Genomic DNA, 15,444 nt, shown 5'->3' on the forward strand with positions numbered 1-15,444 from the left:
GGCGACTTTTGGCATCATGTCGGCCTCCATCCCTGGTAGGACTCTTTCCATGACGTATTTCCTGGTGATGGGCGGTCTGGCGCTGTCGGTCTCCTTCACCCTGGGCTGGGGGCTGTGGCGGACCGGTCGCTGGCTGTTCGGTGGCCTGGGCCGCCGGCGGGCCACGCCGTCGCGTTCCACCGCCACCCCCCGGCGGCGCGGTAACGCCGCTCGCGCCGCGCGCCGGCCCGCCCCGTCAGGCCCCTGGCGTCTCACCCAGGCGCTGGCGCGGCTGCACGGCACCTGGCCCCTGGCCCTGCTGGTCCTGCTGCTCCATGGCGGGACCCGGCTGGCCGCCCATGGCATGGCCGCCCGTCCCCACTCCCTGCCCGGCGAGTTCCTCCAGATCGTCGAGGCGCTGGGCTGGGGGGCCGTGGGGCTGGGCGCCCTGGCCGGTATCGGTCTACTGGCGGCCTGGCGTTGTCGTCGCTGAGTCGGCATCGCCTATGCTGGGAGGAGCGTGACCTTCTTCGTCACGGGAGCCGTGGCCATGGATAGAGATCCCCTGCTAGTCAGCCTACGCCTGGGTCAGGCGGCTCTGGGCGCCCTGTTGGTACTGATGCCGATGCTGGGCGAGGCCGAGTCGTCGTTCCAGTATCAACGCCCCGACTCGCTCCCTGAGCCGGCCGCCGATGAGGATGCCTCGTCCAGCGTGGCCGCCACCTCCTTCGCCGTCGTCACGCCGCACCCGCTGGCCACCGATGCCGGCCGCCAGGTCCTCGCGGCCGGTGGCGCGGCCATCGATGCCGCCGTCGCCGCGCAGTTGGTGTTGAGCCTGGTGCAGCCGCAGTCTGCCGGCATTGGCGGTGGTGGCTTCCTGATGCTCTACGATGGGGAGCAGGTGCGGGCCTTCGATGGTTGGGTGAGTGCTCCCTCGGGCGTGGAGGCGACGCTGTTCATGGATGGGGAGGACGAGCCGCTGGCCTTTTCCGTGGTCGCTTCCAGTGGCCGTGGCGTCGGCGTGCCGGGCATGCTGAGGATGCTGGAGGTGGCCCACGACGCCCATGGCCGCCTGGCCTGGGCGAGCCTCATCGCGCCGGCCATCGCGCTGGCCGAGCAGGGGGTCCCGGTAAGCCACCGCTTGAGCCACGAGCTGGCTGCGGCCACCGAGCTCGCCGACGACGGCGCGGCGGCCGCCCTGTACTTCACGGAGGACGGCGAGCCGCTCGCCGCGGGGGAGACGCTGACCAACCCCGCCCTGGCGGCGATCCTCGGCCGGGTCGCCGAACAGGGCAGTTCGGCGCTGCATACCGGCGCCGTCGCCGAGGACCTGGTGGCCCGGGTCCAGGGCCATCCCGAGTTGCCCGGCGCGCTGAGCCTCGAGGATCTCGCTACCTATGTCGCCAAGCAGCGCGAGCCGCTCTGTGTCCCCTGGCGGCGCTGGCGTGTCTGCGGTTTCCCCCCGCCGTCCTCCGGTCACCTCTCCGTCATGCAGGTCCTCGGCACGCTCGCCCAGTTGTCCCCGCTGGAGGCGCCGCTGGAGGAGGAACGGCCCACGGCGGCCTGGCTGCACCGCTTCGTCGAGGCCTCGCGGCTGGCGCTCGCCGACCGTAACCGCTATGTCGCCGACCCGGACTTCGTCGACCCGCCGGGGGGCGACTGGTCGACGCTGGTGGCCGACGAATACCTGGCCAGTCGCGCCGGCCTCATCGGCGAGCAGCGCCTGGGCGATGATCGGGCGCTGGCGGGCAATCCGGGCCCGCTGGACAGCGCCTGGGCGATGCAGCCCGTCCAGCCGGAGTACGGCACGAGCCATGTCAGCGTCATCGATGGCGAGGGGCAGGCCGTGGCCATGACCACCTCCATCGGGCAGGCGTTCGGGGCCCGGCTGCTGGCCGACGGGGGCACCGGCAAGGCCGGGGGGTACCTGCTCAACAGCGGGCTGAGCGATTTCTCCTTTCGCCCGGCGGATGACCAGGGAACCCCGGTCGCCAATCGGGTGGCCGCCGGCAAGCGACCGCGCTCGAGCATGAGCCCGACCCTGGTCTTCGACCGGGCGAGCGGCGAGCTGGTGGCGAGCCTGGGGTCCTCCGGCGGCGACGCCATCGTCCAGTACCTGGCGAAGACACTGGTGGCCCTGCTGGACTGGCGGCTCGATCCGCCAACGGCCATCGGCCTGCCGCATGTGGTCACCCGTGACGGGGGGATCCGCCTCGAGGCGGACGGTTACCCCGAGGCGGTACACGCGGCCCTCGCCGAGCGGGGGCATGATGTCGAGGCCGGCGAGCTGACCAGTGGTCTTCAGGTCCTGCAACGCGCCGACGATGGCCTGGTCGGGGCCAGCGACCCGAGAGGGGCCGGCACCGCGAGCGGTGACTGACCTGGCCGTCATCCCCGCAGCCAGTTGCGCAGCTTGACCAGCATCAGGGCTCCATCGCCGAGGCGGTGGCGTTCGGCGATCAGCGTCGCCAGCCGGTCCGGCCGGTCGGTGATGATGCCGTCCACGCCGAGGTCGATCAGCCGCGACATGCGCGCCGGCTCGTTGATGGTCCAGGCGTGGAGTCGGTAGCCATAATGGTGGGCGCGGCGTACCTCGTCCGCATCGATCCGGTTGTGGCGCAGGGCCAGGGCATCGAAGCCCCGTCGCGGCAGGGTGCCGCGCATCACCAACTGGGCCAGCAGGATGGTGCGGGCCCGGGGGGCCTGCCGCTCGATCTCGGCGAGCAGCGGGTAGGCCTGGGTCGCCAGCGCCACCTGCTCCAGCACGGCGGGCTCGCCACAGGCGGTTCGCCGGATGCCGTCGGGGGCGCGCTCGCGGCAGGCCAGGCGGGCCGAGCGTTCCTCGGCCAGGACGTCGAGCACTCGCCGCACCAGGGTCGCGCCGTCCCCCGCCGCGGGCTTGAGTTCGATCATCAGGCCGGCGCGACCGCGTACCCGCACCAGCGCCTCGTCGAGGCCGGGAATCCGGGTGCCCACGAAGGGGTCGCCGAACCAGCTGCCCACGTCCACCGCGGCGAGGCTGGCACGGTCGAGGTCGGCGATGCGCCGCGAATCGCCGGCGAGTCGCGCCAGGCTGCTGTCGTGGTGGAGGACCACCTGCTCGTCGGCGGTCAGGCGGGCATCGACCTCGATGAGGTCGGCACCGTCGACGATGGCCTGGTCGATGGCCGCCAGGGTATTCTCCGGCGCCTTCAGCGAACTCCCGCGGTGGGCGATGATCGCCACCTCCTCGCGCAGCTCGAAGCGGTTGACGATCAACCAGGCCTGGCCGATCGCGAACAGCACCACCGTCAGCTCCACGGCCCAGGCCAGCCGGCCCGGATGGGTGCCGGGGGGCGGGGCCGGCGGCCTGGGCTCGCGATGGGCCAGGCGCAGGTAGAGGCAGGCCCCCATCAGGGCGTTGGCCGCGATGCCGAGGAAGGTGATGGCCAGCGTGACCAGCACATAGAGCCCCACGTAGCCGAGCATGGCGGGAACCAGCACCGCCTGGCGGTCGGGCAGCTGCCCGAGCAAGGGCGTGAAGAGGGCATCGAAGGCGGCGCTCGCCGCGAGCGGCAGGGCGAGGATCACCGCCAGCAGCACCAGGATCGACAGGGCGATGTCGTGCCCGCGGCCGCGGGTCAGGGCGACGCTGCGGGCCAGGGCACGACGGGGAGACGCCTCCTCGAGGATCAGTACCGGCAGGGCCAGGTGCCAGCGGGTGTAGAGGGTGGCGGCCGCCACCGCCCAGAGCAGCACCAGCGGCAGGGCCGCGGCCAGCCAGCCCCAGAACGCCGGGGGGCGCACCTGCTGGACGTAGTAGGGATCCAGGTGGCCCAGGATGAGATCATGCAGACCCACCAGGGCCAACACCAGCGGCAGCGCCAGCAGCAGTTGGGTGCCGACCTGCAGGACGACCAGGCCGGACAGCGCCGGCAGTCGCCTCAGGCCGCCCCAGAGGGCCTCGAAGGCCAGGCGGACGTGGTGGTCCCGCGGGCGTACCGCGACCAGGGTCATGCCGGCCTGCTGCAGGTAGAGCAGCAGGAAGATGACGCCCAGGGCGGCCAGCAGCCAGGCCTGGCCTCCGGGGGTCAGCAGGATCTCGAGCAGGGCCCCCGGGGAGAGCAGCGGCCGCCCGAAGTGCCCGAGCAGGTGGGCCAGGGCCCAGCCCGCCGCCGGCAGCAGCAGGCTGGAGGCCAGCAGGGTGAAGAACAGGTGATAGGCGACGAGCGGGCGCAGGTGCTCGCGCAGGCTGCGCAGCACATCGCCGGTCAGTCGTGGCAGGGCCAGCATGAACACCGCGGGGACGAGGTCATGACCTCAGGGTGGCACCGGCCGGTGGGCCGCGGCAAATCCTCGCTCGCTCACGGCAGCGTCAGGCGCTCGTCGGCCACCAGGATGCCGTTGTTGTCGGCGTAGAGCCACTGGCCGGGGGTGATCGTCGCCCCGGCGAAGCCGACCGGGAGATCCCGCTGGCCCTCGCCGCGCTTCTCGCTCTTGCGCGGATGGGCGGCCAGCGCCTGGATGCCGAGTTCGGTCTCGGCCAGGATGTCCACGTCGCGCACGCAACCGTACAGGATCACGCCGGCCCAGCCGTTGCCGGCGGCCTGCTCGGCCAGCATGTCGCCGAGCATCGCGCAGCGGGTCGAGCCGCCGGCATCGACGACCAGCACGGCGCCGTCCCCGGGCTCGTTGACGGCCTGCTTGACCAGCGAGTTGTCCTCGAAGCACTTCACGGTGCGCACCGGCCCGCAGAAGGCCTCCACGCCACCGAAGTTGACGAACAGCGGCTCGAGGACCGCGACCTCCGGATAGGCGTCGCAGATATCGGGTGTCACGATGGGAGACATGGCAGCGTCCTCGTCTCGGAATGAGGCCTCGATGATGCCATAGCGGCCGGCGAAGGCCATCCCTCCTGGCTGGTGGTCGGCCGGCTTGGCACAAAAAAAGCGCCCCGGACGGGGCGCTTCGGTCATCGGCTCCGGCCGCGCCGCCGGGGCGGCGGGCCTTCGATGGTGCGAGCATCGGAGTCGAAGGGCGGGCTCCGGCTCAGGCCTCGGCCACCGGAATCACGTTCGAGGCGGCCTTCTGGAACTCCTCGATCTCGTGGAAGTTCATGTAGCGATAGATCTCGCCGGCCATGGCGTCGAACTCGCTCATGTAGCGGCGATACTCGTCGACGCTGGGCAGGCGGCCTTCCACCGCGGCCACCGCGGCCAGCTCCGCCGAGGCCAGGTAGACGTCGGCGCCGTCGCCCAGGCGGTTGGGGAAGTTGCGGGTGGAGGTGGAGACCACGGTGCTCTTGGCGGCGACCCGTGCCTGGTTGCCCATGCACAGTGAGCAGCCGGGCATCTCCATGCGCGCGCCGGCACGGCCGTAGATGCCGTAGTAGCCTTCCTCGGTGAGCTGGTGCTGGTCCATCTTGGTCGGCGGGGCCAGCCACAGCTTGGTCTTCAGGCTGCCGGCGGGCTGCTTCTCGAGCAGCTTGCCGGCGGCGCGGAAGTGGCCGATGTTGGTCATGCACGAGCCGATGAACACCTCGTCGATCGTCTCGCCGGCCACCTCGGAGAGCAGGCGGGCGTCGTCCGGGTCGTTCGGGGCGCACAGCACCGGCTCCGCCAGCTGGTCGAGGTCGATCTCGATGACCTCGGCGTACTCGGCGTCCTGGTCGGCGCGCATCAGGCTCGGCTCGGCCAGCCACGCCTCCATGGCCAGGATGCGGCGCTCGATGGTGCGCTTGTCGCCGTAGCCGTTGGCGATCATCCACTTGAGCAGGGTGATGTTGGACTTGAGGTACTCGGCGACCGAGTCCTCGCCCAGGGTGATGGTGCAGCCGGCCGCGGAGCGCTCGGCGGAGGCGTCGGAGAGCTCGAAGGCCTGCTCGACGGTGAGGTCCTCGAGGCCCTCGATCTCCAGGACGCGACCGGAGAAGGCGTTCTTCTTGCCGGACTTCTCGACGGTCAGCAGGCCCTGCTGGATGGCGTAGTAGGGGATGGCGTGGACCAGGTCACGCAGGGTGACGCCGGGCTGACGCTTGCCCTTGAAGCGCACCAGCACCGATTCCGGCATGTCCAGCGGCATCACCCCGGTGGCGGCGGCGAAGGCCACCAGCCCGGAGCCCGCGGGGAAGGAGATGCCCATCGGGAAGCGGGTGTGGGAGTCGCCGCCGGTGCCCACGGTGTCGGGCAGCAGCATGCGATTGAGCCAGGAGTGGATGATGCCGTCGCCCGGACGCAGCGAGACGCCGCCGCGGTTCATGATGAAGTCGGGCAGGGTGTGGTGGGTCTCCACGTCGACCGGCTTGGGGTAGGCGCTGGTGTGGCAGAAGGACTGCATCACCAGGTCGGCCTGGAAGCCCAGGCAGGCCAGGTCCTTGAGCTCGTCGCGGGTCATCGGACCGGTGGTGTCCTGGGAGCCCACGGTGGTCATCTTCGGCTCGCAGTACATGCCCGGACGCACGCCGTCCATGCCGCAGGCCTTGCCGACCATCTTCTGGGCCAGGGTGAAACCCTTGCCGGTGTCGGCGGGTTGCTCGGGCAGGCGGAAGACGTCGGAGGGCGCGAGGCCCAGGGACTCGCGGGCCTTGGCGGTCAGGCCGCGGCCGATGATCAGCGGGATGCGGCCGCCGGCGCGCACCTCGTCGAGCAGCAGCTGGGTCTTGAGCTCGAAGGTGGTCAGCACCTCGTCGCTGCCGTGCTTGCAGACCTTGCCCTGGTAGGGGTAGACGTCGATGACGTCGCCCATGCCGAGCTTCTCGACGTCCATCTCGACCGGCAGGGCACCGGAGTCTTCCATGGTGTTGAAGAAGATCGGCGCGATCTTGCCGCCGAAGCAGAAGCCGCCGGCGCGCTTGTTCGGCACGTTGGGGATGTCGTCACCGAAGAACCACAGCACGGAGTTGGTGGCGGACTTGCGCGAGGAGCCGGTGCCGACGACGTCGCCGACGTAGGCGACCGGGAAGCCCTGGGCCTTGACGTCCTCGATCTGCTTGAGCGGGCCGGTCACGCCGGGCGCCTCGGGGGCGATGCCATCGCGCTCGTTCTTGAGCATGGCGTTGGCATGCAGCGGGATGTCGGGACGCGACCAGGCATCCGGGGCCGGGGAGAGGTCGTCGGTGTTGGTCTCGCCGGGCACCTTGAACACGGTCAGGGTGATCTTCTCGTCCAGGGCCGGCTTGGACAGGAACCACTCGGCCTCGGCCCAGGACTGGATGACGTCCTTGGCCACGGCGTTGCCTGCCTTGGCGCGTTCCTCCACGTCGTGGAAGGCATCGAACATCAGCAGGGTATGCTTGAGCTGTTCACCGACCTCGGTGGCCAGCGCCTCGTCGTCCAGCAGCTCGACCAGGGAGACGATGTTGTAGCCGCCCTGCATGGTGCCCAGCAGCTTGACCGCATGGACGCGGTCGATCAGCGGGGACTCAGCCTCGCCCTTGGCGATGGCGGTGAGGAAGCCGGCCTTGACGTAGGCGGCCTCGTCGACGCCCGGCGGGACGCGGTTGGTGAGCAGGTCGAGAATGGCCTCTTCTTCCCCGGCGGGCGGGGTCTTCAGCAGCTCGACCAGGGCAGCCGTCTGCTCGGCGTTCAGGGGCTTCGGCGGAACGCCGGCCTGGGCACGCTCCTCGACATGTTGGCGATAGGCTTCAAGCACGTGGTGGCCCTCATTGGTTGTGATAGCCGAGGCGGCCGCGCGACGGGTCCGTCGCGCGGCCGCCTCGGCGCGTGAATCGACACGGTCAACGGTGGCGCAATTCTAGAAGAAACTGTCGACAATGTTAAGGACGCCCGTCCCGCCGGCCCTTGAACTTTGGTCTGCGGCCCTCCGCAGGGTGCCAGCGCGCCCGTGCCGCGTTACCATGGATGGCGAATCAACGGAGAGGAGCGGACGATGGCCGGGCGCGTCACCTCACCCTGCGTGGGGCTCTGTTCGACCACGGTGGGCGACCGCGTCTGCCGGGGCTGCCAACGCCTGGATGGCGAGATTCGCGACTGGCCGGCCCTGGCGGGGGAGGAGCGCGAGCGACGCATGGCCGAGCTCGATGCCCTCCGCGTGGCGGTGGCCGGGCGCCACCTGGTGGTGGTGGATGCCGAGGCCCTGGAGGCCCAGCTGCAACGGCATCGCATCCGCTTTCGTGCCGAGCAGCCCCCGCTGTCCCGGGCCGTCGAGCTGTTGCGGGTGGGGCGCGGGCGGATCCGCGACCTGTCCCGCTACGGCCTGGCCCCGCGGGAGCGGCTGGACGCCGCGGCCCTGCATGCCCGGATCTCGGCCGAGTTGATGGCCGCGGCCGAGACGCGCCGGCATGCGGCCGTGCCCCTCTCCTGAACCCTTGAGCCGCCGGACTTCCCCCCATGACTGCGATGCTTGCCGCGCCCGACCTCGACGATCTGCTCCCCCCGGGGCTGCTCGACTTCCTGCCCTGTGCCACTCCCGATGCCTGGGTCGACTGGGCGCTCGCCAATCCCGAGCTGCTGCTGATCGACCACGCCCAGTGCGAGAAGAAGGCCGCCGCCACCGCCATGAGCCTGCTCCACCGCTACGTGGACCAACCCCTGCTGCTGTCCAGGATGTGCCAGCTGGCCCGGGAGGAGCTGCTGCATTTCGAGCAGGTGATCAAGCTGATGGAGGCTCGGGGCATCGTCTACCGCCATATCGGGGCGTCGCGCTATGCCGAGGGATTGCGCCGCCACGTGCGCGGCGAGGAGCCACACCGCCTGGTCGACATCCTGCTGGTCGGGGCCCTGATCGAGGCGCGCAGCTGCGAGCGCTTCGCTCGCCTGATCCCGCACCTGGACGCCGAGCTTGCCAAGTTCTATCGCGGTCTGGTTAAGTCGGAAGGGCGCCACTATGAGGACTATCTGATGCTGGCGCGGCAGCTTGCCCCGGAGGCGCTCGACTCACGCCTCGCCTTCTTCGCCGAACGCGAGGCCGAACTGATCACCATGCCGGACACGGCATTTCGTTTCCACAGCGGTGTACCGGCCTGAAGCCGCCGCGCCGCCCAGCAGGACCGATCACCATGCGGGATGCTTCCGACGCCGTTACTCATGACGACCAGGATCGCCTGGCCCTCTTCGGTCACTTCTCGCTGACCCTGGGCGACGACGCCCTGACCCATTTCAGCTATGACAAGGTCAAGGCGTTGCTGGTCTACCTGCTGCTCCACGATCAGCCGGTCAACCGGGCCACCCTGGCCGAGTTGCTGTGGCCGGATCAGGGGCTGTCGTCCGGTCGCACCAACCTGCGCCACGCCCTGCACTGCCTGCGGCAGTCGCTGGGCGAGCAGGCCGAGCAGGTGTTGTCGGTCTCCCGCCAGACCATCGCCTTCAAGCTGCCCGAGAGCTGGCATTTCGACCTCCATGAGCTGCAGGCCCTGCTCGACGCCCCGGCCGATGTGGCGAGCCTGGAGGCGGTGCTGGCCTGCTACCAGGGCGATCTCGTCGAGGAGCTGCAGCTCTCCGCCTGCGCGGATTTCCAGCGCTGGCTGGTGCAGGTTCGCAACGAGTGGCGTCAGCGGGTGATCCGTTTCGCCGAGGCCGTGCTCGAGCAGCACGAACCGCTGCCGGACAGCCTGCTGCAGGCGCTGGTCAGCCGCTTCTCCGGCTATGGCCCCTTCCACGAGCGGCTGGTGCGCCAGCTGGCCGAGCACGGCCAGCTGGCCGCCGCCCACGAGCAGTACAATGCCTACCTGCAGCTGCTGGCGCTGACCGGCCAGCAGCCGGATCCGGCCTTCCTGCAGCTGGCCCGCTACTGGTCCGACGGCAAGCCCGAGCAGAGCGCCGGGCCGAGCGGCGCCTTCTCCCGGGCGCTGGCCCCCGACAGCACGCCGCTGCGCGAGGACGAGATCGAGCAGCGCCAGCTCTCGGTGATGGCGATTCGCCTAACCCTGGACGCCGATCTCTCCTCTCGCAGCGAGGCCCGGGCCTGCCTGGCCCTGCAGATCGAGCTGATGCGCTGGTTGGAACAGCAGTGTCACCACCTGGGCGGCTTCTGGTTGCCCGGTGCCACCGGCGGCCTGGGCCTGGCCTGCTTCGGCACCCATGGCCCGGCCCACCAGCTCGCCGAACTGGTGGCCCTCTACGAGCATTGTCGCCGCGTGCTGCCCGACGAGTGCCAACGGCACTGGAACGGCGAGGGCGAGCCGCCGCGGATCGCCCTCGATGCCGGGCTCAACAGCGGTCGGGTGGTCTACCTGCCCGAGCGCCACCTGGTCGATCCGCTGGGCCAGGTGACCCAGGGCGCCCTGGACCTGATGAGCGCGGCCGAGGGCAGCGAGCTGGTGATCTCCCAGGATGCCAGCCAGCACATGCCGCCGGCCCTGGACCTGCAGCCCCGGCTATCCTCGCGGCTGGTGGCCAGCGATGGCCGGGTGCGCCTGCGGGCGTTGGTGCTCGGGACCAACGAGGGCGGCCGGGAGGCCCTGCCGCCGAGCCTGGTGGGGCGCGAGTCGGCGATGCGGACCCTGCGCGACGCCCTGGCTCGGGCCGGGATCGGGCTGCGGCAGAGCGTCCTGGTGCGGGGCCCCTCGGGGCTCGGCAAGTCGGCCCTGCTGGTCGGCTTCCGCCAGCTCGAGCAGAGTCGCGAGGCGGCGATCTGCTGGCAGCCCACCACCCGCCTGTCGGTCCAGGAGCCCTACGGGGTGGCGCGCCAGCTGCTGCGCTGGCACCTCGGCGGGGCCATCGACGCCGACGTCCTGGCCGGGATCGAGGGCGTGGCGCTGGACGACGCTCACCGGCTGCTGCTGGAAGAGGCCCTGGGGGTGCGCGAGCCCCGCGAGCTGGCGGCCCTCGCCCAGAGCGGCGAGGCCGTGGAGCTGGTGGTCGGGCTGCTGCACCGGCTGATCGGTCAACTGACCGCCGAGCGCACCCTGGTGCTGATGATCGATGACCTGCAGTGGCTCGATGAGCCCTCCTTCAAGGTGCTGGCCGGTCTCCAGGCCCGCCTGCCGATCAACTGTCCCTTCCTGCTGGTGGCCAGCCACCATGGCCGAGAGGCCCTCCCGGCACGCCTCGACTGGGACCAGCAGATCACCCTGGGGCGTCTCGATCCCATGCAGGCCTCGCGGCTGCTGTCGCAGCTCGCCCGGCGCTATCGGCTGCATCTCAGCCCGCGGCTGCGCAGCCAGATCATCGAGCGCTGCGACGGCGTGCCGCTGTACCTCCAGGAGATCTGTCGCCGCGTCGACATGGATCGCCGCGAGGGGCGCAGCGTCCAGCTGGACGAGCTGCCCCGCGGCCTGCTCGGCCTGCTGGCCAGCCGCATCGACCAGCTGGATGCCGACCGCGAGGTGGCCCACGTGGCCGCGGTGCTGGGCCGCCGCTTCCGGCTGGATTTCCTGGCCGAATGCAGCGGCTGGGAGCTGTCCCGGTTGACCTCGGCCCTGGAGCAGATGTGTCGGCTGGAGATCATCGAGCCGGCCGAGGACGCCGAGGCGGGCCGCGAGTACCAGTTCACCCATCAGCTGCTCCAGGAGGCGGCCTACCTGTCCTGTCCCCGCGACGTGCGGGTCAACATCCACCGGCAGGTGGTCGGCCTGATCGAGGAGCGCTTCCCGATATGGATCAGTCGCCATCCGGGCGACTTCGCCACCCATCTGCGGCGCAGCGGCCACTATGCCCGCGGCGCCCGCTACTTCGAGCTGGCGGCCCGGGAGGCGCTCAAGGTCAGTGCCAATCGCACGGCGCTGCGCATGGCCGACTTCGGCCTGGCCAGCCTGCGCCACGTGGAGGGTCAGCAGGAGCGTGAGATCAGCCTGCACACGGTGCGCGGCCAGGCGGCCTTCGCCCTCGAGGGGCATGGCTCGCCCACCGCTCACGAGAGCTTCGTACGGGCCCGGGAGCTGTTGACCAGCGCCGAAGAGGCGCCGGAGGACAGCGAGGACCTGGAGCAGGCCTTCCTGGTCAAGTGGGGCCTGTGGGTTGGCTGCAGCCAGCGCAATGCCCACGCCGATGCCTTCCTGCTGGCCGCGCGGCTGGCCGACCTGGCCGCGCAGCTCGAGGATCCCCGCTATCGTCGCCTGGCCGACTTCGCCCGGGCGAGCTGCGAGTACTGGGCGGGGCGCATCCAGCAGGCCTGTGAGCATCTCGAGGAGATCGACCCGCTCAAGGTGTCGATGATGATCGAGTGGCTGCCGTTCTCCGACCACCCTCAGGTGGCCGCCGCCTGCTTCCAGGGCTGGGCCCTGTGCCTGCGCGGCGACTACCGTCGCGCCGAGCGGCAGGTGGAGTCGGCGATCCGTCTCGCCGAGCAGATCAACCATCCCGGCAGCCTGGCCATGGCGCTGATGTATGCCGCCTCCCTGTACCGCCAGGTGGGCCACGTGCACCTGGCGGCCAATCGTGCCGAGCGGGCCTTCGAGATCACCGGCACGCCGGACCTGCACCTCTGGCAGGTCTCGTCGCGCACCGTGCTGGGTTGGCAGCGGGCGTTATCAGGCGATCGTGAAGGGCTGACCCGCATCGAGGCCGCCCTGGAGGAGCTCGCCGAGGTCACCGGCCGCGATCCCCACCAGCGGCCGGCGCTGTGGCTGGTCGATGCCTGCATGTCGCTGGGCGAGCTGGCCCGCGCCGAGGACTATCTCGATCAGTGCCTGATGATCGCCCGGGAGCGCACCACCCTGTTCGTGCCCGAGCTGGCGATCCAGCTGGCCAGGGTGCGGCACCGCCTCGGCCACCCCGCCGAGGAGGTGCGGGCGTTGACCGACCAGGCCCTGCAGCAGGCCCGGGGCGATGGCAACCTGCACCAGGAGCTGTGTGCCCTGGAGGCCTGGCTGACCCTGGTCGATCCCGACGACGGGGCGGCCCGGGAGGCCTTCCGGGCCCTGCTCGGGAAGGTCAGCCACAGCGATGCGCCGGTGCTGGTGCGCTGGCGAACCCTGCTCGACAAGCGCCTGCCGCATACGGCCGATCTGGAAGACTGATACCGCAGCCGAGCGCAGCCTGACCGCCCGGCGGTGCTCGAGAGGCGAGCGTCGCCGGGCGTCTTTCATGGAGGGGCTCGGGGAGGGCCGTTCAGGTCTGGACTTCCAGGGCGGCGATGCGTGCCAGCGCCTGGTCGCGATGCTCGCCGCACAGCGACGGGTCGAAGGCGAAGCGCTCGCAGACGGCGGGCCGGCGCGGGTCGCCGAACAGCCGGCAGAGGTTGTCGGCGTCGAGCTGCACGCAGCGTACGCCGGCCGGCTTGCCGCCGGGCATGCCGGGGATCGGCGAGCTGATCGAAGGCGCGATGCAGCAGGCCCCGCAGCCGGGGCGGCAGCCGCCGCTGTTCTGGCGCGCGGTCATGGGCGTGCCTCCGCGAGGGCTCCCTTGTCGATGCCCTCGAAGGCCTGGACCCGCGTGGCCCGGCCGGTCTCCCGGGCGATCTCGCCGGCCAGCCAGGCGGCGATGTGCTCCACGGTGGTGGGCGTGGGCAGCACCACGCAGCGTTCCCGGGGCAGGGTCAGCGCGAAGCGGCCCTGATCGGCTTGGTAGCGGCTGGTCAAGCGGCCGAGGAAGGAGGCCTCGCGCCCCTCGGCGATATCCGCCTCGTCCACCAGGTAGCGATCCGCCAGGTGCCGTGCCCAGTCGGCCTCCAGCTCGGGGCGTCGCTCGCCGTCCTGCCAGACATGCAGCCGCGAGCGATGGCCGTGGGCGATGCGCTGGCAGTTGCCGGCATGGCGGCGCAGGCCGTGGCTGTAGGTGTAGCTCGCCCCCTCGATGGCCTCCTCGAGGAGCGTCAGGCGAATGTCGCTGACCCGCTCCGGCGGCTGGCGCATCAGCTCGGCGGCCAGCCGGCCGGCCAGCCGATCCGGAGTGATCGCCCGCCAGGGGAGCAGGGTGAAGGCCTGCCGGGGGCCACGGACCTCCATGGGATAGGGGGTCTCGGCACGCATGCAGAGGCCCTCGGGGCAGTCGCGAACGCTGACGCCGGGGGCCTCGGTGGGCACCAGCAGGGTGTGGTCGGCGCCCTGGTCGAGGCGCGACTTGATCCACGGCTTGACCTCGCCGAAGTCGAACAGCATGCCGTCTTCGCCGAGCTCGCCGTCGAGCTCCGCGTCCACGCGCCAGCTGGCGCCCATGAGGCCGCGCTCGGGGCACCACAGGGAGACGTCGAGGTGGGTGAGGCGGTTGACGAAAAGCGTCATCAGTCGATCCCCGTGATCTTGTGGGTCTGCAGCGACAGCCGCCACTGGGGGTGGTCCAGGCAGTAGGTCACGGTCTCCGCCAGGGGGGCGTCCCCGCCACCCAGGGGCGCGGTGTCCATGGGTTGCAGGAAGAAATGCCGGAAGTCCAGGTCGGCGAAGCGCGCTGGCGGGGCGTCGGCCTGGGGGTAGACCAGCTTGAGTTCATCCCCCGAGGTCTGGACGAGGGGCGCGGTGCCCTTGGGGCTGACGCACAGCCAGTCGATGCCGGGAGGCGCCGGCAGGGTACCGTTGGTCTCCACGGCGATATCGAAGCCGCGGCCGTGCATGGCCTCGATCAGGGCGCCGTCGAGCTGCAGCAGCGGTTCGCCGCCGGTGAAGATCACTTGGGGGGTGGCCGTGCCGGGGGCGTCCGGCCAGAGCGCGACCAGGTGATCGGCGAGGGCCGCGGCGGAGGCGAAGCGACCGCCATGCTGGCCGTCGGTGCCGCGGATGTCGGTATCGCAGAAGCGGCAGGCGGCCCCGGCCCGGTCGGCCTCGCGGCCCGACCAGAGGTTGCACCCGGCGAAGCGGCAGAAGACGCTGGCGCGCCCGGCCTGGCCGCCTTCCCCCTGTAGCGAGTAGAAGGCTTCCTTGACGCTATACATCGCCGGCATCCTCGGCCGGTCCGGCGGCGGCATCGGGCCGCCGAGAATAGGCGAGGGGATCGACGGCGCCGTTGGCCTCGAAGGCCGCCAGCCGCTCGCGGCAGCTGCCGCAACGCCCGCAGGCCAGGGCCTCGCCGCGATAGCAGGTCCAGGTCTCGGCGTAGTCGAGTCCCATGGCGAGGCCATCGGCGAGGATCTCGGCCTTGCCGGCCCGCAGGTAGGGCGCATGCAGGGTGACCGGCTCGAAGTTGGCGATGCCGGCCACGGCGTTCATGGCCTCGACGAACTCGGGCCGGCAGTCCGGGTAGAGCACGTGGTCGCCGCCATGGGCGCCGTAGTCGACCCGGCCGGCGCCGATGTTGACGGCCTTGGCGATGGCCAGCGACAGCAGGATCATGTTGCGGTTGGGGACCACGGTGTCCTCGAGGTTGGCCTCGGCGTAGTCGGCGTCGGGCAGCTCGCGACTCGTATCGGTCAGCGCCGAGGCGTCGATCAGGCCATGGATGGCGCGGATATCGACGACCTGGTGAGGGACGCCGAGCTTGCGGCAGACCACGCGGGCGATGTCGAGCTCGCGGGCATGGCGCTGGCCGTAGTCGAAGGACAGGGCGTGGACCTCGCGGCCCTCGCGCAGGGCGCGGTGCAACACGGTGTAGGAGTCCATGCCACCGGAGTAGATCACCACGGTGGCCGGGGAGACGGGCTTGGACATGGGATACCTGT

12 protein-coding genes are annotated in these 15,444 nt (G+C 71.0%); 5 read left to right on the forward strand and 7 right to left on the reverse strand.

The features are described from left to right. The first annotated feature begins 49 nt into the window (after window positions 1-49). Together OCT48_RS08595 and OCT48_RS08600 are read left to right on the forward strand one after the other, a co-directional pair. Window positions 50-472 carry a hypothetical protein gene (locus OCT48_RS08595; protein WP_263592279.1) on the forward strand — a complete coding sequence of 141 codons (423 nt, stop codon included), beginning with the start codon at window positions 50-52 and terminating at the stop codon, window positions 470-472. 57 nt (window positions 473-529) lie between these two features. Next, window positions 530-2,359 carry a gamma-glutamyltransferase family protein gene (locus OCT48_RS08600; RefSeq protein ID WP_263592280.1) on the forward strand — a complete coding sequence of 610 codons (1,830 nt, stop codon included), beginning with the start codon at window positions 530-532 and terminating at the stop codon, window positions 2,357-2,359. A gap of 8 nt (window positions 2,360-2,367) precedes the next feature. On the opposite strand, the gene OCT48_RS08605 is transcribed toward OCT48_RS08600, so the two are convergent. The 3 genes from OCT48_RS08605 to acnB form a co-directional block, all read right to left on the reverse strand. Further along, window positions 2,368-4,251 carry a glycerophosphodiester phosphodiesterase gene (locus tag OCT48_RS08605; protein ID WP_263592281.1) on the reverse strand — a complete coding sequence of 628 codons (1,884 nt, stop codon included), beginning with the start codon at window positions 4,249-4,251 and terminating at the stop codon, window positions 2,368-2,370. Between the two features lie 71 nt (window positions 4,252-4,322). Further along, window positions 4,323-4,808, reverse strand: coding sequence for a ribonuclease E activity regulator RraA (gene rraA, locus OCT48_RS08610; protein ID WP_263592282.1), 486 nt, complete (start codon window positions 4,806-4,808; stop codon window positions 4,323-4,325). A 199-nt stretch (window positions 4,809-5,007) separates the two neighbouring features. Then, on the reverse strand, window positions 5,008-7,608 hold the full coding sequence (gene acnB, locus OCT48_RS08615; protein WP_263592283.1) for a bifunctional aconitate hydratase 2/2-methylisocitrate dehydratase: 2,601 nt from the start codon (window positions 7,606-7,608) through the stop codon (window positions 5,008-5,010). A 237-nt stretch (window positions 7,609-7,845) separates the two neighbouring features. Here acnB and OCT48_RS08620 point away from each other — a divergent pair, with 237 nt between their 5' ends. Genes OCT48_RS08620 through OCT48_RS08630 form a run of 3 tightly spaced genes read left to right on the forward strand, consistent with a single transcriptional unit; the run spans window position 7,846 to window position 12,874 of the window. After that, window positions 7,846-8,280, forward strand: coding sequence for a DUF1289 domain-containing protein (locus OCT48_RS08620; protein WP_263592284.1), 435 nt, complete (start codon window positions 7,846-7,848; stop codon window positions 8,278-8,280). Between the two features lie 26 nt (window positions 8,281-8,306). Next, complete coding sequence (locus OCT48_RS08625) at window positions 8,307-8,942, forward strand: tRNA-(ms[2]io[6]A)-hydroxylase (RefSeq protein WP_263592285.1); 636 nt, start codon at window positions 8,307-8,309, stop codon at window positions 8,940-8,942. Window positions 8,943-8,974: 32 nt separating this feature from the next. Continuing rightward, window positions 8,975-12,874 (forward strand): AAA family ATPase, encoded by a 3,900-nt coding sequence (locus tag OCT48_RS08630; RefSeq protein ID WP_263592286.1) that lies wholly within the window; start codon window positions 8,975-8,977, stop codon window positions 12,872-12,874. Between the two features lie 91 nt (window positions 12,875-12,965). Here the strand turns inward: OCT48_RS08630 and OCT48_RS08635 are convergent, their stop codons facing one another. From OCT48_RS08635 to queC, 4 genes are read right to left on the reverse strand one after another with little or no spacing between them, the layout of a single operon-like run. Then, window positions 12,966-13,235 carry a YkgJ family cysteine cluster protein gene (locus OCT48_RS08635; RefSeq protein WP_263592287.1) on the reverse strand — a complete coding sequence of 90 codons (270 nt, stop codon included), beginning with the start codon at window positions 13,233-13,235 and terminating at the stop codon, window positions 12,966-12,968. Then, window positions 13,232-14,077, reverse strand: coding sequence for a 6-carboxytetrahydropterin synthase (locus tag OCT48_RS08640; RefSeq protein ID WP_263592288.1), 846 nt, complete (start codon window positions 14,075-14,077; stop codon window positions 13,232-13,234). Before OCT48_RS08640 ends, OCT48_RS08635 begins: the two co-directional genes overlap by 4 nt. Next, window positions 14,077-14,721: a 7-carboxy-7-deazaguanine synthase gene (gene queE, locus OCT48_RS08645; RefSeq protein ID WP_263592289.1), complete on the reverse strand. Its 645-nt coding sequence runs from the start codon at window positions 14,719-14,721 to the stop codon at window positions 14,077-14,079. The genes OCT48_RS08640 and queE overlap by 1 nt, the downstream gene beginning before the upstream one ends. Beyond that, window positions 14,714-15,433: a 7-cyano-7-deazaguanine synthase QueC gene (queC, locus tag OCT48_RS08650; protein WP_263592290.1), complete on the reverse strand. Its 720-nt coding sequence runs from the start codon at window positions 15,431-15,433 to the stop codon at window positions 14,714-14,716. Before queC ends, queE begins: the two co-directional genes overlap by 8 nt. Between the last annotated feature and the right edge of the window lie 11 nt (window positions 15,434-15,444).

The sequence above is a fragment of the Halomonas sp. M4R1S46 genome (genome assembly GCF_025725685.1).
Taxonomy (GTDB): Bacteria; Pseudomonadota; Gammaproteobacteria; order Pseudomonadales; family Halomonadaceae; genus Halomonas.

Coding starts and splice junctions, on each gene's coding strand:
- OCT48_RS08600 (WP_263592280.1), top strand. CDS start 530: ATGGATAGAGATCCCCTGCTAGTCAGCCTACGCCTGGGTCAGGCGGCT.
- OCT48_RS08630 (WP_263592286.1), top strand. CDS start 8,975: ATGCGGGATGCTTCCGACGCCGTTACTCATGACGACCAGGATCGCCTG.
- OCT48_RS08625 (WP_263592285.1), top strand. CDS start 8,307: ATGACTGCGATGCTTGCCGCGCCCGACCTCGACGATCTGCTCCCCCCG.
- OCT48_RS08620 (WP_263592284.1), top strand. CDS start 7,846: ATGGCCGGGCGCGTCACCTCACCCTGCGTGGGGCTCTGTTCGACCACG.
- OCT48_RS08605 (WP_263592281.1), bottom strand. CDS start 4,251: ATGCTGGCCCTGCCACGACTGACCGGCGATGTGCTGCGCAGCCTGCGC.
- OCT48_RS08595 (WP_263592279.1), top strand. CDS start 50: ATGACGTATTTCCTGGTGATGGGCGGTCTGGCGCTGTCGGTCTCCTTC.
- rraA (WP_263592282.1), bottom strand. CDS start 4,808: ATGTCTCCCATCGTGACACCCGATATCTGCGACGCCTATCCGGAGGTC.
- OCT48_RS08640 (WP_263592288.1), bottom strand. CDS start 14,077: ATGACGCTTTTCGTCAACCGCCTCACCCACCTCGACGTCTCCCTGTGG.
- queC (WP_263592290.1), bottom strand. CDS start 15,433: ATGTCCAAGCCCGTCTCCCCGGCCACCGTGGTGATCTACTCCGGTGGC.
- queE (WP_263592289.1), bottom strand. CDS start 14,721: ATGTATAGCGTCAAGGAAGCCTTCTACTCGCTACAGGGGGAAGGCGGC.
- OCT48_RS08635 (WP_263592287.1), bottom strand. CDS start 13,235: ATGACCGCGCGCCAGAACAGCGGCGGCTGCCGCCCCGGCTGCGGGGCC.